The organism is Pseudomonas sp. PME37.24/006 (assembly GCF_055556635.1).
The window spans coordinates 885531-904823 of sequence record NZ_JBVHNL010000002.1 but is presented as its reverse complement, the minus strand read 5'-3'; the positions used below and the strand labels follow the sequence as shown (position 1 = coordinate 904823).

The window sequence follows — 19293 nt, the reverse complement described above, 5'->3', positions numbered from 1 at the left end:
CGGTCAGCTTTCTGCTTCATCTCGCCATTTCCCGCAACGCATGCGTGATCTGCCTGGATAAATTCACAGCAACGCGGCTTGCGTTGCTATACCCACACCCCCTAAGCTCGCGCTTTTACTCGATTGCCCTAGGGCGTAGCGAACAAGGAATCAGCATGAAACAGCATCGTTTGGCAGCAGCGATCGCCCTGGTGGGCCTGGTGCTCGCCGGTTGTGATTCGCAAACCAGCGAAGTCAAACTGGAAAGCCCGGCTCAGAAGGCTTCCTACGGCATTGGCCTGAACATGGGCAAAAGCCTGGCTCAGGAAGGCATGGATGATCTGGATCCCAATGCTGTTGCTCAAGGCATCGAGGACGCCATTGGCAAGAAAGAGCAGCGCCTGAAAGACGAAGAGCTGGTTGAAGCCTTCGCCGCCCTGCAAAAGCGTGCCGAAGAGCGCATGACCAAAATGAACGAGGAAGCGGCCCAGGCCGGCAAGAAATTCCTCGAAGAGAACGGTAAGCGTGACGGCGTCACCACCACCGCTTCGGGTCTGCAGTACGAAGTGGTCAAGAAGGCCGACGGCGCTCAGCCCAAGGCTGATGACGTGGTCACCGTTCACTACGAAGGCAAGCTCACCGACGGCACCGTGTTCGACAGCTCCGTCGAGCGTGGCACTCCGATCGACCTGCCGGTTGGCGGCGTGATTCCGGGTTGGGTCGAAGGCCTGCAACTGATGCACGTCGGCGAGAAGTACAAACTGTACATCCCGTCCGAACTCGCCTATGGCGCCCAGAGCCCGAGCCCGGCCATTCCGGCCAACTCGGTACTGGTGTTCGACCTGGAGCTGATCGCCATCAAGGATCAGGCTGCTCAGGAACAAGCTGCACCTGAGGCTGCTCCCGCTCAGTAAGCTCAGCCTGTTCAAAGCAACGCCCCGTTCTACGGGGCGTTGTCGTTTCTGGGGCTTTTGCCTAGCCGCAAAGCGCGCTGAATGCAACCACTGCGTTACGGTTATGCACACTGCGACAAAGGTTCTTATTTACTTGGTCAGGTTTTTTACGAAATCTTTTGATTTTTTTAACTAATTGATTTAACAGGATTTTATCCGCTGGATAAAAAATGTCCGATCTGTGGCGAGGCCGCATGGCAAGGGCGTTTGGTAAGCTAATCCCATAACTGTTCACAAGGTTATCCACAGCTATGGTGGATAACCACAGACAGCCCAGCGAACACGCGGGCTGACGAGGAGTGGTCATGAAAGCACCGTGGAATTTTGCCCGTTACCTGCCCATCGCACAGCGTTTCCTGAAGCGCGGTCGCTTGCCGGCATTGCTACTGGCAGTGACCCGTAAAAGCAGTGGAGGAGGCCGCAGCCTGTCTTCTTTGAGGGGCGATCTGAGCCTGCTGCAGGAGTTATGTGTGGCCTGGTGGCGGGGCAGCTATCGGGCGATCAACCCGCAGGCGCTGCTCGCCATCGTGGCCGGCTTGCTGTACTTCGTGTCGCCGCTGGACGCCATCCCAGACTTCATTCCCGGCCTGGGCCTGGTGGACGACCTGGCCGTGCTCGCCTGGGTCATGAAAACCTGGGGCAGCGAGCTGGACGCCTTCCGCACCTGGCGCGATGCCCAGGATCGCGAAACCCGCGACGCCATCGCCAAACTGCCGGTAGCCGAGCGGGTGACCTGAGCGGGCAGTCACCCGAATTTGCGCTGAGTGGCGTTAGTGACCGTCAGGCCGCGAAACCACCGTCGATGGTCAGCGCCGTTCCCGTCACTAGCCCGGCTTCGGCTCCCGCCAGCCAGGCCACCATGCTGGCGATCTCATCGCTACGGGCGTGTCGCTTGATCGCCATGAAGCTGTGCATCAGTTCGTTCAGCGGGCCGTCGGCCGGGTTCATCTCGGTATCGGTCGGGCCTGGCTGCACGACGTTGACGGTGATGTCACGCGCGCCGAAATCCCTTGCCAGTCCCTTGACCATGCCACTCAATGCGGCCTTGCTGGCGCCATAGGCGGCCATGCCCGGCATCGCTGCGCGGTAGGCGATGTTCGAGCCGATCAAGATGATCCGGCCGCCGGATGGCATCTGCCGCGCCGCACTGACCGCTGCATGGTAGGGCGCGTTGATATTGATGGTGAAGAGCTGGTCGATGGTATCGGCATCCAGCTCCAGCGGGTCGCCCGCGACGAACACGCCGGCGTTGACCACCAGCACGTCGATGGCGCCGAGGCTGTCGATCAGAGTAGTCAGGGTGGCACGATTAGCGCTGTCCACTTGCACGGCGCGGCTACTCGTTTCTTCTGCCAGCTGCTGTGCCGGTGCCGCCGAGTTGGCGTAAGTGAAGGTTACCTGCGCGCCATCGCTGGCGAAGCGGCGCACGATGGCGGCACCGATACCGCGGCTGCCGCCGAGGACCAGAACGGATTTGCGATCTGAATGGGACATGATGGTTATCTCCTGATTGGCAAAGGTGGATGATCAGTGTCCGGCGACGACCGCGTCGCTACGCCGTTGCCCGGACGGGAAACCGTGGCGGCTGGCCGCCGAGGCGATCCATAGAGCGATCAGCAGAAGGGCCAGCATCACCCACGGGAAGGAGCCGACGCCGAACTGGCCGAGCAGTACGCCGCCGGTCAGCCCCGCACCGGCGATGGCGCTGTTCCAGATCACCACGTTCATCGACATCGCCACGTCGGCCCCAGGGCCGGCGGCGTCGGCCAGTGCCGTTTGCAGCAGGGTGGCCGCCCCCCCGAAGGTCAGCCCCCAGACGAACACACCGACGTACAGCACAGCGACCGATTCGGCGTACAGGCCGAACAACAGGGCCACCAGGGCGAAGGTGGCAAGGCTGGTGAGTACTGCCTGGCGCAGATGGCGGTCGACCAGTCGGCCGGTAATCCAGATACCCGCCAGGGCGGCTACGCCGAAGGTCAGCAGGACGACGTCGATCTGGCTGCCCAGCCCGGCAGGGGCGACGAAGGGGGCGATGTAGGTGTAGAGCATGTTGTGGGCGAGCATCCAGGTCAGCACCACGGCGAGAACGGGTCGCACACCGGGCGTCAGCAGTACCGAACGCAGGGCAATGCGCTGGGTTCGCGATTGCCCAGGGTAGTCCGGCACCTTGACGAGCACCCAGACGATCAGCCCGATGCTGAGCAGCGACATCAGCCCGAAGGCGGTGCGCCAGCCCACCAGGCCGCCGAGCCAGGTGCCGATCGGCACGCCGAGGGAAAGGGCGATAGGCGTCCCCACCATGGCCAGCGCCAGGGCTCGGCCCTGTTGGTGCGGAGCGACCATGCGCCGGGCGTAGCCGGTGATCAGGCTCCAGGCCAGCCCCGCGGCCATGCCGGCGAAGAAGCGCGCGACCAGTGTCAGTACATAGTCCGATGACCAGGCGGTGATCGAGTTGAACACTAGAAAGCCGATGATCGACAGCAGCAATACATTGCGCCGCCGCCAGCCCTGGGTGGCGATGGTCAGTGGGATCGCGGCCAGCAGCGAACCCAGTGCATAGAGGGTGACCAGTTGTCCTGCCAGTGCGGGCGAAACACCGAGCCCGGCGCTGATTTCTGGGAGCAGGCCAGCCGGCAGGGTTTCGGTGAGGATGCAGATGAAGCCCGTCATCGCCAGCGCCAGTAGCGCTGAAACGGGAAGCGAATCGTTTTTTGGGGAATCGGTCATGGGCTGCTTCTCATATATGTATCGATCGGTATAAATGTAAGGCGATGGAGATCCATGGTCAACGACTTTTGTATCGACTAGTATTTATGTCATCAGGCAGGAGGACGGGACATGGCACAGATGGGGCGCCCACGCACATTCGACCGCGATGCGGCAATCGTTCAGGCGATGCACCTTTTCTGGGAGCATGGCTATCAGGCTACATCCCTGAGCCAGCTCAAGGCCGGGATCGGTGGTGGTATCTCAGCACCCAGTTTCTATGCAGCCTTCGGTTCCAAGGAGGCGCTGTTCGATGAGGTGGTTGAGCGGTACATGGGCACTCACGGGCGGGTTACCGAGAGTCTCTTCGACAGCGATCTGTCGGCACGCGATGCCGTCGAGCTGACGCTGCGCCGCTCGGCCAGCATGCAATGCGAGACGGGGCATCCGCGAGGCTGCATGGTGGCCCTGGGGGTGATCGGGGTATGCACGCCGGAGCAGGGGACGACGGTGCTGAGCGAAGTTCGCGATCGCACGCGCAAGGGAATACGTGCCTGTATCGAGCGGGCAATTGCCGATGGCGAGCTGGCTGGCGATACCGATGTACAGGCATTGACGTCGGCGTTCGACAGCTTTCTGCTGGGGCTGTCCACCCTGGCCCGCGACGGCATCGAACATGCGGCGCTGGATGCCGCGGTCGGTCAGATCATGAAACTGTGGGACGGCTGCCGACGCTAGCGTCGACCACCGTTGGGCTGTGAGCCCTACCCGTTACTCGATGGTGCGGTCTATGCGGGCGATCTCCCGGGTCGACAGTGCTCGCCAGTCATCCTCGGCAATGCCGTGATCCTCCAGAGCGGAGTCCATTGCCTCCTCCAATGACAGCCAGAGGTGGTCACCTTCGGACTGGCCGCTGGCGTAGTCGGTATAGCGAATTTCCAGGTACACCACGTCGTCATCCTCGCAGAGCAGGGCGAAAAGCACGATGGCCGTGACTTCCGGGCGCTGCGGGCAGGTTTTGCGGCATTCGGCGAACAGATAGTGGAGGGTCGGGAAATCGTTCATGGGCAGATTCGTCGGGATGGGGCCTGATCGTATCGCGAACTGGCCCCGAAATGGCAGGCCCGGCAGAAGACGGGCCTCGCCGTTCAATCCCGCTCGAGCAGCAGTGCCACGCCCTGGCCACCGCCGATGCACAGGGTGGCCAGACCTTTTTTGGCGTCACGCTTGAGCATCTCGTGCAGCAGGGTAACCAGCACGCGGCAACCGGAGGCGCCAATCGGGTGGCCGAGGGCGATGGCACCGCCATTGACGTTGACCTTGCTGGCATCCCAGCCGAGTTCTTTCCCCACCGAAAGCGCCTGGGCAGCAAAGGCTTCGTTGGCCTCGATCAGGTCGAGCTGATCGAAGGACCAGCCGGCCTTGTCCAGGCTACGGCGGGTGGCCGATACCGGGCCGATGCCCATGATCGCCGGGTCGACGCCGGCGTTGGCGTACGCCTTGATCTGTGCCAGCACCGGCAGGCCCAGACTCTGCGCTTTGCTCGCGCTCATCAGCAGCACCGCAGCTGCGCCGTCATTGAGGCTCGAGGCGTTGCCGGCAGTGACGCTGCCGTCTTTCTTGAAGGCCGGTTTCAGCTTGGCCAGGGTTTCTGCCGTGGTGCCCGCGCGGGGCTGCTCGTCGGTGGCGAAAGTGACGGGATCGCCTTTGCGCTGGGGAATCAGGATCGGCGTGATCTCGTCGGCGAAACGCCCGGACTCGATGGCCGCCACGGCTTTCTGCTGGGAGGCTGCCGCGAAGGCATCCTGGGCCTCACGGCTGATGGCGTACGCGTCCACCAGGTTCTCGGCGGTGATGCCCATGTGGTAATCGTTGAAGGCATCCCACAGGCCGTCGCTGATCATGCTGTCGATCAGTTGCCCATGGCCCATGCGCAGACCGGTGCGCGCCTTGGGCAGTACATAGGGCGCCAGGCTCATGTTTTCCATGCCACCGGCGATGATCACCTCGGCGTCGCCGCAGCGAATCGCCTGGGCACCGAGATGTAGCGCCTTGAGGCCGGAGCCGCAGACCTTGTTGAGCGTCAGGGCCGGCACGGCATGGGGCAGGCCGGCAGCGATGGCCGCCTGGCGAGCGGTGTTCTGCCCGGCACCAGCGGTAAGCACGTGGCCGAGGATCACTTCATCGACCTGATTGCCATCCAGGCCGGTCTGCTCGAGCAGGCGACGGATCACCGCCGCGCCCAGTTCGGTAGCGGGAACATCCGCCAGCGCCCCCTGGAAACTGCCGATGGCGGTGCGAGTGGCGGCGACGATGACGACATCTTGCATGGGGTTCTCCTGACCGTGATGGGGCGGATATTGTTATTGGCTGGCTACGATCCTGACGCCGGGTCGAGCGGCATGCAAGTCCAGGATTTTCGATCGGATAGATCAGCAATGCTGTATGCCTGGCCGCAAGGCGGCGTGATAGATTCCTGGCCTCGTCAACAGCCTACCGATGGAGTTTTGCCATGCCCGAATCCCGTGCGACGGTTACCACCGAACATGCCGTGCGTTGCGTGACCCGCTTGTGCCGGCACTGGAGCCACAAGTTTCAGGTGAGCTTCGACGAGACCCGTGGCGAGATCTTCTTCGACCCGGCGCGTTGCACCCTGACGGTAGTGGAGGGCGGTTTGGACGTGTTCATCGAGGCGCCGGACGCGGCCACGCTGGAGCAGCTGGAGCCCGTGGTGGCCGATCACATGCAGCGCATGGTCGCCGGAGAAACGCTGCAGATCAGCTGGCGGCGTTGAATGGCAGTGGGGCACCATCGCCGAGCGAGCTGTTAGACTAAGCGGCTTTGAACGCTGTCCAGGATCGTCAATGGATCGTCCCGTATTTCGTCGCTCCTTCCTTCACCCACGCTTCTGGCCGTTGTGGCTGGGGCTTGGGCTGTTATGGCTGATCGTGCAACTGCCCTATGGCGCCTTGCTGCGTCTGGGCCGTGGCCTGGGCTGGTTGATGTACCGGGTGGCCGGTTCCCGGCGGCGTATCGCCACGCGTAACCTGCAACTGTGCTTTCCACAGATGTCCGCCGCCGAGCGCGAGCGACTGCTGAAGGAAAATTTCGCCTCCACCGGTATCGCCTTTTTCGAGATGGCCATGAGCTGGTGGTGGCCGCGGGAGAAGCTCGCGCGGCTGGCGCACATCGAAGGCATCGAACACCTGCAGCAGGCCCAGGCCCAAGGGCAGGGCGTGATCCTCATGGCGATACATTTCACCACCCTGGAGATCGGCGCCGCGTTGCTCGGCCAGGTGCACACCATCGACGGCATGTACCGCGAGCATCGCAATCCGCTGTTCGACTTCGTGCAGCGGCGCGGGCGCGAGCGTCACAATCTGGATGCCACCGCCATCGAGCGTGAAGACGTGCGCGCCATGATCAAGGTGCTGCGTGGCGGCCGGGCGATCTGGTACGCGCCGGATCAGGATTACGGCCCCAAGCAGAGCCTGTTCGCGCCGCTGTTCGGCGTGCAGGCCGCGACGGTCACGGCGACCACCAAGTTCGCCCGCCTGGGCCGCGCCATCGTGCTGCCGTTCACCCAGCAGCGTCTGCCGGACGGCCAGGGCTATCGCCTGACCATTCACCCGCCGCTCGCGGACTTTCCCGGCGAGACCGAGGAAGCCGATTGCCTGCGCGTCAACGCCTGGGTCGAGGAGGCCATCGCCACCTGTCCTACGCAGTATTTGTGGGCGCACCGCCGGTTCAAGACCCGTCCACCAGGCGAGCCCAAGCTCTACTGACAACCTCGAATTGGAATCGACCCGATGACGCAGGATGCCCGCAGCGAACCGTCCACCACTGGCCTCATCCTTTCCGGCGGTGGCGCCCGTGCGGCCTATCAGGTGGGCGTGCTGTCGGCGATTGCCGATCTGCTGCCTGATTCGTCAGGCAATCCGTTTCCGGTCATCGTCGGCACCTCGGCTGGTGCCATCAATGCGGTCAGCCTGGCCTGCGGTGCTCTGCATTTCCGCGAAGCGGTGCGCCGACTAAGCACCGTATGGCGCAGCTTTCACACCGATCAGGTGTATCGCAGCGACTGGCCCGGCGTGCTTCGCCAAGCCAGTCGTTTCGTCGGCCACAGCATGCTTGGCCTCGGCAAGCAGGTGCCGGTGGCGCTGCTCGACAGTTCGCCGCTGGCCGGGTTGCTCGAACGCGAACTGGACTTCTCCGGCATCGCTGCCGCGATACGTCATCGCCAGTTGCGTGCGGTGGCAGTCACGGCCTTTGGTTACGAGTCGGCCCAGGCGGTGACCTTCTATCAGGGGCGGGCGGCCATCGATCCCTGGTTTCGCCATCGTCGTGTCGGCGTACCGACCCGTCTGGCGCTGCCCCATCTGCTGGCCAGTACCGCCATTCCGCTGATCTTCGAGCCCGTGAAGATCAACCGCGAATATTTCGGCGATGGCGCCGTGCGGCAGATGGCACCGATCAGCCCGGCACTGCACCTTGGCGCCACCCGGGTGCTGGTGGTGGGAGTGAGCGGTAATCCGGTGGGCGATCAGAACAGCGCCGGCGCCGCAGCTCCACGGCCGGCCGGCAGCATGCCCAGCTTGGCGCAGATCGCCGGGCACATGCTCAACAGCACTTTCATCGATAACGTCGAGAGCGATGTCGAGCTGCTGGGCCGCCTCAACCAGCTGGGTCGGCTGGTGCCCGCCGAGCAGCGCAGCCGTGCCTATGGCCTGACGCCGGTCGAGGTGCTGGTGATTTCCCCCAGCCAGCCACTGGACGTGATCGCCGCCCGCCATCGCCGCGAAATGCCTGCCGCGTTGCGCCTGTTCCTGCGCGGCCCCGGCGCGACCCGCGACGGCGGTGGCGGAGTGTTGAGCTACCTGCTGTTCGAGCCCGGCTACTGCAGCGAACTGATCGAACTGGGCTACCAGGACGCCATGGCCAAGAAGGCCGAGCTCCAAGCCTTTTTGGGCTTGCTACCCGAAGGGGAGCAGGCGGTTTCCACCTCGTAGCCTGGATTAGCCGAAGGCGTAATCCGGGGCGCAAAATCCCAAGTGTCGCTTCGCTCGACCCGGGCTACGTTTGATTTTCACCCCCCGCGCCCTCCATCACCCGAAGCGCTGCATCTGCATTTCCTGCAGGCGGCTCAGGGTGCGGCGGAAGGTGAAGGACAGGTAGCCTTCGGTGTACAGCGCTTCAAGGGCCACTTCGGCTTCCAGATACAGCGGCACGCGGCGGTCGTAGCACTCGTCTACCAGGGCGATGAAACGGCGCACGGCGTTGTCGTGGATCGACAGGGCCGGCAGATGACGGTCACCGGCCACCACTCGCTCGGCGGCATCTTCGGTGCCACGGGCGATCTTCGAGGGGCGTTGCTGAGCACTGAGGGCTGGCACGTCACCGAGCACAATGGCCTTGAAACGGTCGCACAGCAGGATGAAGTCCTGGGCGCAGAGAGGCTCCACGCAAAGTTGATCGAAGCTGCAATGCAGCACCTTGTCGCTGTGACGCTGCACGCCAATCAATCGGTGGTTGATGGCCAATGCTTCGTGGCTGGCGGTTTCGCCGCCACTCAGCGAATCGAACAGCGTGGGCAGGGCGCTGGGCTGGCCCGGCTCGCGAACCCAGTAGCGCTGGCAGTGCCGGCCTGGGTGCTGACGATGATCCTGGCTGCCATCCACGGCGACCACCTGCATGTGTCGTTGCAGCGCGGCTATCGCTGGGAGAAAGCGCTCGCGATTGTGCCCACCGGCGTACAACTGATCCGGCGGCTGGTTGGACGTGGCGACCAGTACCACGCCTTCATCGAGCAGAGAGCCGAACAGCCTGCCGAGGAGGATCGCGTCGCCGATGTCGCTGACGAACAGTTCATCGAAGCACAGCACACGAATATCCGCACCCAGCTCGCGGGCCAGCACCGCGAGCGGCTCGGCGGTGCCGCTCAATTCGAACAGGCGCCGGTGCACCCAGCGCATGAAATGGTGGAAGTGCTGACGCCGCGCTGGAACCTGCAGCGAGTGGTAGAAGCTGTCCATCAGCCAGGTCTTGCCACGCCCCACCGGGCCCCACAGATAGACACCTGGTGGCGTTTGCGCTGGCGCTGCGTGCAGCGCCTCATGGCAGGCCTGGAGCAGGTGCGCGGCCTGCAACTGGGCGTCATCGGCAACGAAGCCCTGATGCTCGACGGCATTCAGGTAAAGCTGCAGAGGCGAGTGTTCCGCTGCTGGCATGCTCACTCCTCGGGGGCCTGGAACAGGTCTTCTATGCGCGACTCGAACAGCCGGGCGATCTTGAAGGCGAGGGGCAGGCTGGGGTCGTAACGGCCGGTCTCGATGGCGTTGATGGTCTGCCGCGAGACGCCCAGCTTCGCGCCGAGATCAGCCTGTGACCAGCCTCGCTCGTTGCGCCGTTCGCGTACATGGTTGATCACCGGTAGCGTCTCCAGGCGATCACCGAACCCAGTGCCCACAGGGAGGCCAGTACCGGCCACACGAAGAACATCGACAGGCGCGGGAAGCCGGCAGTCTCCAGAAAGCCGTAGCTGAAGGTGATCAGGGCGGTACCCACGAAGGCCATGGCCAACGCTTCCAGATGGATGGCGCGGGCCAGCTCATCGAGCTGACGAACCTGGCGAATCACCGTGATGGCGACGGCAATAAGCGGGGCAATGGGAATCAGCGCGCACAGGGTACGCAGCGCTCCATCCGCAACCGTACCGAGCAACAGGCTGCTGCTGATCACCGCGATTACATAGGCAACCATCGCCAGGGCGAAGTGGACGAGAAAACGGTTCTGGCTCATGACGCATTCCTGATGTGGAAAGTAAACTTTACATTAGCGACGGTCTTTTCGTGAGTCAAGTACGCTTTACATTTTGCTGTGAGGCTGGCGCGGTTTCGCTTAGCATGGGGGACGATTGGCAAGATGAACCGAGCATGCAGCCACGCAAGATTCGCCTGAGTGACGTTGACGCCTTTCATGAGCTGTTCAGCCAGGTGGCGGCAGAAGGCTTGTACTCGACGCGCCCGAATGCACCGCCCAAAGCCGTTATCGCCCGCGCCCTGGAGCGGGCGGACGACAACGGTTGGGCGGTCTATGTGATCGAGCATGAAGGACGCATCGTCGCTACCGCCGAAGCCTACCCGGACAGCTACTGCCGGCCCGAGGGCGATGCGACCGTGGGCATCCTCGGCATGCAGGTACACGTCAACTGGCGACGTCAGGGGTTGGGCCGGCGTTTGCTGGAAAAGGTCATCGAGCATTGCCGGGAGCAGGGCATGCGCTGCATCGAATTGAACGTGTTCAAGTCCAATGCCGCAGCCCTGGCCCTCTATCGCCTATACGGCTTCTTCTGGGTCGAGGACTTGCCGACCTGCCAGCTGCCGGCCGGGCACCGCGATCAGCCGCAGCGTATGCGCCTTGTACTGAAGGAGCCTTTGGTGGGCTAAAGCTACGGTTCATGCCCCTTGGGAGTAGGGTGGGCCGGGCGGCGATCCGCTTCAGCCCACCAGCGGTCATAATTCGCTAGCCATAACGCGCCTCGTTTCAGTCACCCACCCGCCACGTTCAGGGCTTGCTGAACAGTGTGGTGGTCATGTGATCGATGAACACGCGGAGCTTGGGCAGTGCATATTTGCTGTTGGGCCAGAGCATCCAGAACGTGCCGCCATGCTCCATGTGATCAGTCAGCACCGGTCGCAGGCGGCCAGCGGCAATGTCCTCGGCGATCAGAAAATCCGGCAGGCAGGCGATGCCCAGGCCGGAACGGGTGACCCGCAGCAGGCTGTCGAGGGTATTGCAGATCATCCGCTGCCTGAGCGCGCTCTCCAGATCCGCATTGGCGCCGCGCAGCGGCCAGCGATCAAGTTTGCCGCTGGCGTGGAAGCGGTACATCAGGCAGGCATGTTCGAGCAGGTCCGCCGGTTGTTGGGGCGTGCCGTGGCTGTGCAGATAATCCGGGCTGGCCACCAGTTGCTGCGCAAAGCTGCCGAGTTGCCGGGCGGTCAGCCGCGAGTCCTGCATCGGGCCGGTGCGGATCACCGCATCGAAGCCTTCTTCGAAGACGTCCACCATGCGGTTGGAGAGGTCGATATCCAGTTCGATCTGCGGATAGCGCTGCATGAAGTCGATCAGCACCGGCATGACCAGTTCTCCGACACGCGGCATGCTGATGCGCAAGCGCCCACTGGGCCCCTGTGCCGCGCTACTGAGCTCCAGTTGCGCGGCTTCCAGTTCGCACAGCACGCGCCGGCAGCGTTCGAGAAAGCGCTGCCCCTCGGCCGTCAGCGTCATGCTGCGGGTGCTGCGGTGAAATAGGCGGATGCCCAGTCGTTGCTCCAGGCGGGCGATGCTCTTGCCGACCGCCGAAGAGGAAATGCCGAGCAGTCGGCCGCTTTCGGTAAAGCTGCGGGTGTTGGCCACCTGCACGAACACGCCGATACCGCTGAGGTTGTCCATCCTGGATTCCATCATGGGCCCAGACTGCAAGGGCGTTGGATTAAGGACATAAATGTCCGCTAAGTTGCGAACCTTAGCCTGTTTTTCTCAAGCGCGCCGCTGCCTAACCTGCTGCTCGGGTCGATTGGCCGCTTTCCGCTGCGCCGAGACCTTCACGGGCGATTCTCCATGTACACAGACGAACATTCGCTGCCTGCAAGCCAGGTAGCTACCGAGCGCGAGCGCTTGCCCCTGAACGGCTTGCTGGTGCTGGCGGGGGCTGGCTTCATCACTATCCTCACCGAGGCACTGCCGGCGGGGCTGTTACCGCAACTGAGCGCGGATCTGGGCGTTAGCCAGGCCATGGTCGGGCAGATGGTCACGCTCTACGCGCTGGGTTCCCTGCTGGCGGCCATACCGCTGGTGATGCTGACCCGCCACTGGCGACGACGACCGCTATTGCTGATCGCCATCGGCGGGTTCGCGGTCGTCAATCTGGTCACGGCGCTGTCCAGCTCTTACACGCTGACCCTGCTCGCGCGGTTTTTCGCCGGGGTGTTTGCCGGTCTGCTGTGGGCGCTGGTCGCCGGGTATGCAGCGCGCATGGTGGCGCCTCATCTGCAGGGGCGCGCCATTGCGGTGGCCATGGTCGGCACGCCGTTGGCGCTATCGCTCGGCGTGCCGGCAGGCACCTTTCTCGGCAATACGTTCGGCTGGCGTTACACCTTCGTGCTGATGAGTGTGTTGACTCTGATTCTGCTGGCCTGGGGGCGCATCACCCTGCCGGACTTTCCCGGTCAGCGCAGCGCCAGCCCGCTGCCGATTGGGCGGGTATTACGCCTGCCCGGCGTGCGCCCGGTGCTGTTCGCCATCCTCGTCTATGTGCTGGCCCACAACCTGTTCTACACCTATATCGCTGCGTTTCTGGCCCCGCTCGGCATGCTCGAGGAAGTGGATCGGGTGCTGCTGGCGTTTGGTCTGGCAGCGCTGCTGGGCATCTGGCTGACCGGCATGCTGATCGACCGCTGGTTACGGTTGCTGAGCCTGTTGAGTGCGGCTGTGCTGGCGCTGGCTTGCGTGATGCTGGCAGTCAGCGGCTCTTCTGCGTTGCTGGTGTATGCCGGTGTGGCCGCCTGGGGCCTGGCGTTCGGCGGTGTTCCCACGCTGTTCCAGACCGCCTCGATTCGCGCAGCGGGCGACGATGCCGATGTTGCGCAATCGATGTGCGTGACCGCCTGGAATCTGGGTATCGCCGGGGGAGGGTTGTGCGGTGGCCTATTCCTACAGAGTCTGGGAGCTGCAGCGCTGCCATGGGGCAGCGCTGGTTTGGCGCTGTTGGCATGGCTGATCATATTCATGGCCCATGAGCACGGCTTTGCCCGCTCAGGCTAGGAATCACAGCAGCAGGATCATCAGGGCTCACCAGAGCAGCGGTTTGCTCTGGCCTTTCCAGAACAGCCAGCGCTGCCGTTCGTGGTGCTCGCCGGTACCGATCTGCCAGGCCGGGCGGCCGACGTCCAGATCGATCAGGCAGACGAAACCGGCATAGCTGGACACTGCCAGGGTATTGCCGTCGTCCGACAAATCCATGGCACAGATGGTCGAGCCGATGAAATGCTGCCAGCGCTCGTTGCCCTGTTCGTCGAAGGCCCGCAGATAGCCGTAGGCATCTCCGACGATGAAGGTATCGCCACGGGAGACACCGGCGTACACCCGCGCACCGTCCTGCACGACCGGAGTGCGTTCATCGTCGCTATAGAAGTCGGTCTGCATGCCGGGCAGGTCGGCCACGGCGACGCTCAGGGTCGCGCCGTTGTAGAAATGGCAGGCATTGAGTATCAGGCGGTCACTGCGGCTGTTGAACAGGGCGAAATGCGGATACTCGCCTGCCGGGCCTACTTCGGCGACCTGCTGCAGGGCGCTGTCGAACACCAGATGACTGCCACATTGCTCGCCCACCGCGATCCAGCGGCCATCCGCGGATACGGCGCCGTGCTCCATGGACAGCCCCAGGGCGATGTCGTCGGCGGGGGTGCCTTTGTGCAGGTCGTTGCAGATATCCGCCGGGCGCGGTAGCAGGCGCGTGGTTGCGTCCCCGGCCAGCACGAAGATGCCATCCGAGCTGACCAGCAGCACACGCTGGCCATCCGGGAAGGGAATCAGCGCGGTCGGCGTTGGAGGATGTTCCAGCGCCTCGAGTCCGGCCTCCTCAGGCAAGCCTTCCAGGCCTGTGGGCCAGGCGAACTGGGCGACCTGCGGGCCGGCCCAGCCATCGTGCACGCTGATGCCCGATGCCCTGGCAAAGGCGAAATAACGGCGTGCGGGGCAACGCCCGAAAAAGTCGATGCCGATGACGTCGTGCCACTGGTCGCCGTGAATATGCACCAGGCGTCCACGCTCATGGGAGCTGCCGACGCGTGCCAGCAGGCTACCGTCGTCGAGAAGCGCGAGGGCGCTGATCGCCTGAGCCTGCGCATCCAGCAGGGGCACCAGTGGCAGATGGGCTGGTGGCCAGTCGGTACGAAAGTTGGCGTGGCTGGCGTCATCCGCATTCGTCTCATTGGCGGCCTGCAGCGCCTCCAGCAGGGCTGGCAGCAGGTGCTCGGTCGATGCCAGTTGCGGTTCCTTCAGGCCGTCCCAGCCTTGGCTGAGGCCCTGTTCGACATAGCAATTGACCTGCCGGGCATAGTCGAGCACGGCGGCTTGCCATTGCTGTTGGGGAGTTAGCGTCGTCATGCTGGAAAGCGCTCCTTGGTGCTATTACGTTGCCGCTCAGGGCAGAATTTCAATCGGTGTGCCGGGCTCGACGGCCTGCCAGATGGTTTCCATCGAGGCATCGTCAACGGCAATGCAGCCATTGGTCCAGTCGAAACGCTGGGTCAGCCATGACCACCAGCCCCAGCCGTTGCGTTGTCCGTGGATCATGATCAAGCCGCCGGGATCCACTCCGCGGGAGCGGGCGCTCGCCACGTCCGCAGCGTTCGGATAGGACACATGAATGGCCTTGTAGTAACCCGAGTCGGCTTTCTTGTAATCCAGGGTATAGCGTCCTTCCGGGGTGCGCTCATCGCCTTCCTGCTGTTTGTGGCCATCGGGATTGGCACCGAACACCACATCGAACGTCGCGAAAGGTTTGCCCTCGGCAATCAGTTGCAGGGTGCGCGCGCTCTTGTCGACGCGCACGGCCTCGGCCTTGGGCGTGGCGAGAACTGTGCCGCAGCACAGCAGCAGACAGAGAAGCAGAGCAGGTTTCATGTGGGCCTGTGGTGAATTGGGGAGGGGCATTCTCGCGTTGCCGGAGGGCTTTGCGCGCTAATCCAGTCAGCAGTTTAGCTGGCCAGGAATCTGCAAGGCGCCAACTGCATCGCGTTCGCGCCAAGGTAGAGCGTAGCGACAGGCATTCGTTCCAGGCGGATGCCATAACACTGCAGGCCTTGTTGTTAGCATGGGGTTTGCCTATCGCTAGCAACATTGCGCCTTGAGCACTCCAGCGGCCCATTCGGGCCAGGCGTTACCCGTCTTTCTCAACAGCCGGTGGCAATCTGCACAGCGCTAGCGAATCAGGTCGCGATGGCGTATTTACCCCATCCATGGGGCTGGCGGATAATGCGTCAGTCGTAGCGTTCGCGATGGGCCATCAGGGCTCGTCAACGTGGGATCAGAGGAAAAGATGGCCGCGAAGACCGTCACCAGCAAGCAAGTCGAAGTGCAGCGAATCGTCGATGTGCTGTTCAAGGCCATCGCTCAGCATCGCTTGCCGCCAGGGACGCGTCTGATCGAAGCACAGATCGTCGAAACCCTGCAGGCCAATCGCAACCATGTGCAGGCGGCGTTGCAGCGCTTGGCCTTGCAGCGTGTCGTCGCCATCGAGCCGAACCGCGGCGCGATGGTCGCTCAGCCCAGCGCCAAGGAGGCGCGCGAAGTCTTCGCTGCACGGCGCGCCATCGAGCGGGCCATCGTCGAAAGCATCACGCCGGCGATCATGCACAAGCAGCGTCAGCGGGTGGCCACGCACATGAGCAACGAGCGCAAGGCCACCAGCGCTACCGACCGCCGCGCCATCGTTCGCGAGCTGAGCGACTTTCACCTGATGCTCGGCGAGATCAGCGGCAACTCGGTGCTCAGTGAAATTCTCGCCAACCTGATGGTGCGCAGCTCACTGATCGTCGCTCTTTACCAGCGCAATGACGTACCGTCCTGCGCATCGGACGAGCATCAGCAAATCATCACCGCCCTGGAAAAGGGCGACCATGAGCGGGCTGCCGCGGTGATGCTCGAGCACCTGGGCGAGCTCGAAGACCAGCTGGATCTGGACGATCAGGCCGAGCCCGAGGTCAATCTGCGTCAGGCCCTGGCAGGGCTGTAACGCGGCACCTCATGGATCTGCCATGAATGCGGCCGATCAGCTTCCTTGCCGTTGCGCGATGGGTTGCGACTCAGAGCGCCATCTCCCGCCTGAATACCTCCAGCGTATGAGCCTTGACCCGCACGAACTCCGGGTGGCTCATGATCTCCGCACCGCGTGGGCGGGGCAGGTCGAACGGGACAATTTCGGCAATCTGGGTGGGGCGCCGGGTCAGCAGCAGGATCTCATCTGCCAGAAATACCGCGTCTTCCAGGTCGTGAGACACGATCAGCATGGTCACGCCGGTCGCCAACTGCACCTCCTGCAATTTGTCGCGGATGAACAAGGTCATCTCGAAGTCCAGCGCGGAAAACGGCTCGTCGAGGAACATCACTTCCGGGCGCGGCGCCAGCGCCCGCATGATGCACACGGTCTGTTGCTGGCCGCCTGAAAGCTCATAGGGATAACGATTCAGATCGAAGCGGATGTCGAACATCTGCGTCAGCTCATCGACGCGGGCTTTCACGTCGGCCTTGCTCATGCCCTGACGAACCAAGGGGTAGGCGATGTTGGCGCGGGCACTCATCCACGGAAACAGCGCATCGCGGTAGTTCTGAAACACGTAACCGATCTTGGTCTGGGCGAGCGTTTTGCCATCGAACAGAATCTCGCCTTTATCCATCGGCATCAGCCCGGCGATCATGTTCATCAGTGTCGACTTGCCGCAGCCATTGGGCCCGAAGGTCGAGACGATCTTGCCGCGCGGCAGATCGAGATCCAAGTCGGTATATAACGGCTGGCCGGCAAAGGCTTTGCTCAAGCCGCGAATGGTGACATGGGTGTCGGCACGCGGCGCAGCATCGGGTACCTGTGGCTTGTCGAGGGCTGGGGCGAGGGAAAGAGCGTGCGTCATGCCTGGCTACTCCAGTGAACGGTTTTTTTCTCGATCAGCAGGAACGCCAGGTTCAGCAGATAGCCCAGGGCGCCGGTGATCAGGATCGAGGCGTACATGTCTTTGATGTTGAATACCTGTTGCGCATCGATGATCCGGTGCCCCAGGCCGTTTTCCGAGCCGATGAACATTTCCGCGACGATCACTATCACCAGGGCGATGGACACCCCGGTACGCAAGCCGACGAAGGTTTGCGCGAGGCTTTCCATCAGCAGGATGTCCTTGAAAATGTGCCAGCGGGAAATGCCCATTACCTTGGCGGCCATCAGCCGGGTTTTCTTGGCGTTCATCACGCCGTAGGCGCTGTTGAAGAGAATCACCAGCACGGCGGCGAATGCGGCGATGGCGATCTTGTTCGCATCGCTGATGCCGAATATCAGCATGAACAGCGGGATCAGCGCCGAGGAGGGCGTCGAGCGGAAGAAGTCGATCAAAAATTCCAGGCTGCGGTAGACCTTTTCGCTACTGCCCAGAATGACGCCCAGCGGCACCCCAACCGCGGCGGCGAAAGCGAACGCGGCCAGCGTTCGGTACAGCGTCGAGGCGATGTCGGTGCGCATGGACGGTTCAGTGAACGACTGGAACATGAAACCCAGCGTTTCGAGCGGCGAGGGCAGCAGAACCGGATTCAGCCACTGCGCACTGACCGCCAGTTGCCATAACAGAAACAGCAGCAGCGGGCCGATCAGTGGCAGCAGGCGCGAAGACCAGTGTGAAGTCATGACGATTCTCCTCAACCCTGATAGATCAGCGCAGCCACGTCGATCGGTTTGCTGAAGATTTTCCGCTCTGTGAACACGTCATAGAACTTCTGGAACCACTGCAGGTTGTCGCCTTTCAGGTCGGAATACATGACGAAGCCCGGCAGCGGCACCTCGTTCACCAGATCCGATTCGATGCTGGTGTAGCCGACGATGTTCTTGCGTGCCTGCTCTGGCTGCGAGGCGATGAACGCCACGGCCTTCTGGTAAGCGGCGATGAAGGCTTTGGTCTGTTGCGGCTTGCTCTCGATGAAGGTGCTGTTCAGTGCGGCGGCACCACCGAACCAGGGCGCGTCGGCATTGCCGAGTACATATTTGGAGATGACGCCGGTTTCCAGCGTGCGCGACAGGTTCTTCATGCGCCCCACGGTGCCTGTCGGCTCCAGGGTATAGACCCCGTCGATCTGGCCGGCCGCCAGCGCTGGCGCGTGCTGGCCGACTGGCAGTTCGATGACGGAAGGATCGCTGAAGCCGTTTTTTTCCAGAATAATCTTCGCCATCGTGACGTTCTGGATGCCCGGGCCACAGGCGATTTTCTTGCCTTGCAGATCGCTGATGCTCTGCGCAGTGCTATTGAGCGGAACCAGAAATTCATCCAGAACCAGTCGATGGTTCGATGGGTTGGAGCAGATGATCTTGAACAGCCCCGGCATGGTGATCGCCCCCAGACCGAGGGCGCCGGTCGCGGTGCCGTTCGCACAGCCGTGGATCCGGCCAGTGATCATGCCCTCGACGATTTGCTGCGGGCTGGAGAACTTGACGCCTTTGACGTTCAGCCCCGCTTCCTTGAAAAAACCTTGCTCCAGGGCGACATACAACGGCAGGCCGCCGACGATGGGCCAATAGCCGATACGGATTTCCTCGTCATCGGCGGCAAACGCGCCAGCGGGAAGCAGGCTGCCAAGGGTCATGGCGCTCCCCGTCACGGCCAGCCACTTCATCAATTGGCGACGATCCAGATTGAGCGGAAGGTTTTCAGGTTTGACGTCTTTCATCGGTTTTCCCTGTTTTCAGATTGGCAATGTGGCGTGTATATAGCTGCAAGCACGTGCCGTTCCAGGTTGATAAATTTATAAAATTCAATTGGTTACATTATTTTTTGATGCGTGACTGGGGCGATATCTGCGCAGCGTCGATCAACGGGCCCCAGGTTGGCGCGTG

At 62.7% G+C, this 19293-nt stretch carries 22 protein-coding genes; 9 read left to right on the top strand and 13 right to left on the bottom strand.

The annotated features are described in order from the left end of the window. The first annotated feature begins 155 nt into the window (after nt 1-155). On the top strand, nt 156-893 hold the full coding sequence (gene bamJ, locus ACZ3GY_RS09780) for a BamJ family beta-barrel-assembly machinery protein (RefSeq protein ID WP_225831404.1): 738 nt from the start codon (nt 156-158) through the stop codon (nt 891-893). A 344-nt stretch (nt 894-1237) separates the two neighbouring features. Next, a complete protein-coding gene (locus ACZ3GY_RS09775; RefSeq protein ID WP_179537733.1) occupies nt 1238-1669 on the top strand; it encodes a YkvA family protein in 432 nt (143 codons plus the stop codon). Between the two features lie 43 nt (nt 1670-1712). Here the strand turns inward: ACZ3GY_RS09775 and bdcA are convergent, their stop codons facing one another. Both bdcA and ACZ3GY_RS09765 read right to left on the bottom strand, forming a co-directional pair. Next, nucleotides 1713-2426 (bottom strand): SDR family oxidoreductase, encoded by a 714-nt coding sequence (gene bdcA, locus ACZ3GY_RS09770; RefSeq protein WP_465909853.1) that lies wholly within the window; start codon nt 2424-2426, stop codon nt 1713-1715. 33 nt (nt 2427-2459) lie between these two features. Next, nucleotides 2460-3662: an MFS transporter gene (locus ACZ3GY_RS09765; RefSeq protein WP_465909852.1), complete on the bottom strand. Its 1203-nt coding sequence runs from the start codon at nt 3660-3662 to the stop codon at nt 2460-2462. Between the two features lie 111 nt (nt 3663-3773). On the opposite strand from ACZ3GY_RS09765, the gene ACZ3GY_RS09760 reads away from it, so the two are divergent. After that, entirely contained in the window at nt 3774-4379 is a 606-nt protein-coding gene (locus ACZ3GY_RS09760) for a TetR/AcrR family transcriptional regulator (RefSeq protein ID WP_465909851.1), read from the top strand. 33 nt (nt 4380-4412) lie between these two features. On the opposite strand, the gene ACZ3GY_RS09755 is transcribed toward ACZ3GY_RS09760, so the two are convergent. Together ACZ3GY_RS09755 and ACZ3GY_RS09750 are read right to left on the bottom strand one after the other, a co-directional pair. After that, nucleotides 4413-4706 carry a hypothetical protein gene (locus tag ACZ3GY_RS09755; protein ID WP_042552702.1) on the bottom strand — a complete coding sequence of 98 codons (294 nt, stop codon included), beginning with the start codon at nt 4704-4706 and terminating at the stop codon, nt 4413-4415. Nucleotides 4707-4789: 83 nt separating this feature from the next. Then, a complete protein-coding gene (locus ACZ3GY_RS09750; protein WP_465909850.1) occupies nt 4790-5971 on the bottom strand; it encodes an acetyl-CoA C-acetyltransferase in 1182 nt (393 codons plus the stop codon). A 182-nt stretch (nt 5972-6153) separates the two neighbouring features. On the opposite strand from ACZ3GY_RS09750, the gene ACZ3GY_RS09745 reads away from it, so the two are divergent. The 3 genes from ACZ3GY_RS09745 (at nt 6154) to ACZ3GY_RS09735 (ending at nt 8650) form a co-directional block, all read left to right on the top strand. Next, a complete protein-coding gene (locus ACZ3GY_RS09745) occupies nt 6154-6435 on the top strand; it encodes a DUF2218 domain-containing protein (protein ID WP_465909849.1) in 282 nt (93 codons plus the stop codon). 70 nt (nt 6436-6505) lie between these two features. Further along, nucleotides 6506-7426 carry a lipid A biosynthesis lauroyl acyltransferase gene (locus ACZ3GY_RS09740; protein WP_463564430.1) on the top strand — a complete coding sequence of 307 codons (921 nt, stop codon included), beginning with the start codon at nt 6506-6508 and terminating at the stop codon, nt 7424-7426. A gap of 24 nt (nt 7427-7450) precedes the next feature. Beyond that, nucleotides 7451-8650 carry a patatin-like phospholipase family protein gene (locus tag ACZ3GY_RS09735; RefSeq protein ID WP_465909848.1) on the top strand — a complete coding sequence of 400 codons (1200 nt, stop codon included), beginning with the start codon at nt 7451-7453 and terminating at the stop codon, nt 8648-8650. 96 nt (nt 8651-8746) lie between these two features. Here ACZ3GY_RS09735 and zapE read toward each other — a convergent pair whose 3' ends face one another. Genes zapE through ACZ3GY_RS09720 form a run of 3 tightly spaced genes read right to left on the bottom strand, consistent with a single transcriptional unit; the run spans nt 8747 to nt 10439 of the window. Further along, nucleotides 8747-9868, bottom strand: coding sequence for a cell division protein ZapE (gene zapE, locus ACZ3GY_RS09730; protein ID WP_465909847.1), 1122 nt, complete (start codon nt 9866-9868; stop codon nt 8747-8749). Between the two features lie 2 nt (nt 9869-9870). Continuing rightward, nucleotides 9871-10068, bottom strand: a complete 198-nt coding sequence (locus tag ACZ3GY_RS09725) for a helix-turn-helix transcriptional regulator (RefSeq protein WP_225831417.1) — start codon at nt 10066-10068, stop codon at nt 9871-9873. Continuing rightward, a complete protein-coding gene (locus tag ACZ3GY_RS09720; RefSeq protein WP_465909846.1) occupies nt 10065-10439 on the bottom strand; it encodes a hypothetical protein in 375 nt (124 codons plus the stop codon). Before ACZ3GY_RS09720 ends, ACZ3GY_RS09725 begins: the two co-directional genes overlap by 4 nt. A gap of 134 nt (nt 10440-10573) precedes the next feature. Here ACZ3GY_RS09720 and ACZ3GY_RS09715 point away from each other — a divergent pair, with 134 nt between their 5' ends. Further along, a complete protein-coding gene (locus ACZ3GY_RS09715; protein WP_465909845.1) occupies nt 10574-11086 on the top strand; it encodes a GNAT family N-acetyltransferase in 513 nt (170 codons plus the stop codon). A gap of 118 nt (nt 11087-11204) precedes the next feature. On the opposite strand, the gene ACZ3GY_RS09710 is transcribed toward ACZ3GY_RS09715, so the two are convergent. Beyond that, nucleotides 11205-12095, bottom strand: a complete 891-nt coding sequence (locus ACZ3GY_RS09710) for a LysR family transcriptional regulator (RefSeq protein ID WP_465909844.1) — start codon at nt 12093-12095, stop codon at nt 11205-11207. Between the two features lie 168 nt (nt 12096-12263). Here ACZ3GY_RS09710 and ACZ3GY_RS09705 point away from each other — a divergent pair, with 168 nt between their 5' ends. Continuing rightward, entirely contained in the window at nt 12264-13466 is a 1203-nt protein-coding gene (locus ACZ3GY_RS09705; RefSeq protein WP_465909842.1) for an MFS transporter, read from the top strand. A 27-nt stretch (nt 13467-13493) separates the two neighbouring features. On the opposite strand, the gene ACZ3GY_RS09700 is transcribed toward ACZ3GY_RS09705, so the two are convergent. Then, complete coding sequence (locus tag ACZ3GY_RS09700) at nt 13494-14810, bottom strand: WD40 repeat domain-containing protein (RefSeq protein ID WP_465909841.1); 1317 nt, start codon at nt 14808-14810, stop codon at nt 13494-13496. 36 nt (nt 14811-14846) lie between these two features. Beyond that, nucleotides 14847-15329, bottom strand: a complete 483-nt coding sequence (locus tag ACZ3GY_RS09695) for a L,D-transpeptidase family protein (protein ID WP_465909840.1) — start codon at nt 15327-15329, stop codon at nt 14847-14849. Nucleotides 15330-15744: 415 nt separating this feature from the next. Between ACZ3GY_RS09695 and ACZ3GY_RS09690 the strand changes: the two genes are divergently transcribed. Beyond that, nucleotides 15745-16440: a GntR family transcriptional regulator gene (locus tag ACZ3GY_RS09690; RefSeq protein WP_465909839.1), complete on the top strand. Its 696-nt coding sequence runs from the start codon at nt 15745-15747 to the stop codon at nt 16438-16440. A gap of 70 nt (nt 16441-16510) precedes the next feature. Here ACZ3GY_RS09690 and ACZ3GY_RS09685 read toward each other — a convergent pair whose 3' ends face one another. From ACZ3GY_RS09685 to ACZ3GY_RS09675, 3 genes are read right to left on the bottom strand one after another with little or no spacing between them, the layout of a single operon-like run. Continuing rightward, the gene (locus ACZ3GY_RS09685; protein ID WP_465909838.1) at nt 16511-17332 is read right to left on the bottom strand and encodes an ABC transporter ATP-binding protein; all 822 of its coding nucleotides are present in this window, start codon (nt 17330-17332) and stop codon (nt 16511-16513) included. Next, on the bottom strand, nt 17329-18093 hold the full coding sequence (locus ACZ3GY_RS09680; protein ID WP_463564442.1) for an ABC transporter permease: 765 nt from the start codon (nt 18091-18093) through the stop codon (nt 17329-17331). The genes ACZ3GY_RS09685 and ACZ3GY_RS09680 overlap by 4 nt, the downstream gene beginning before the upstream one ends. Before the next feature lie 11 nt (nt 18094-18104). After that, nucleotides 18105-19127 (bottom strand): ABC transporter substrate-binding protein, encoded by a 1023-nt coding sequence (locus ACZ3GY_RS09675; protein ID WP_465909837.1) that lies wholly within the window; start codon nt 19125-19127, stop codon nt 18105-18107. Nucleotides 19128-19293 lie beyond the last annotated feature (166 nt).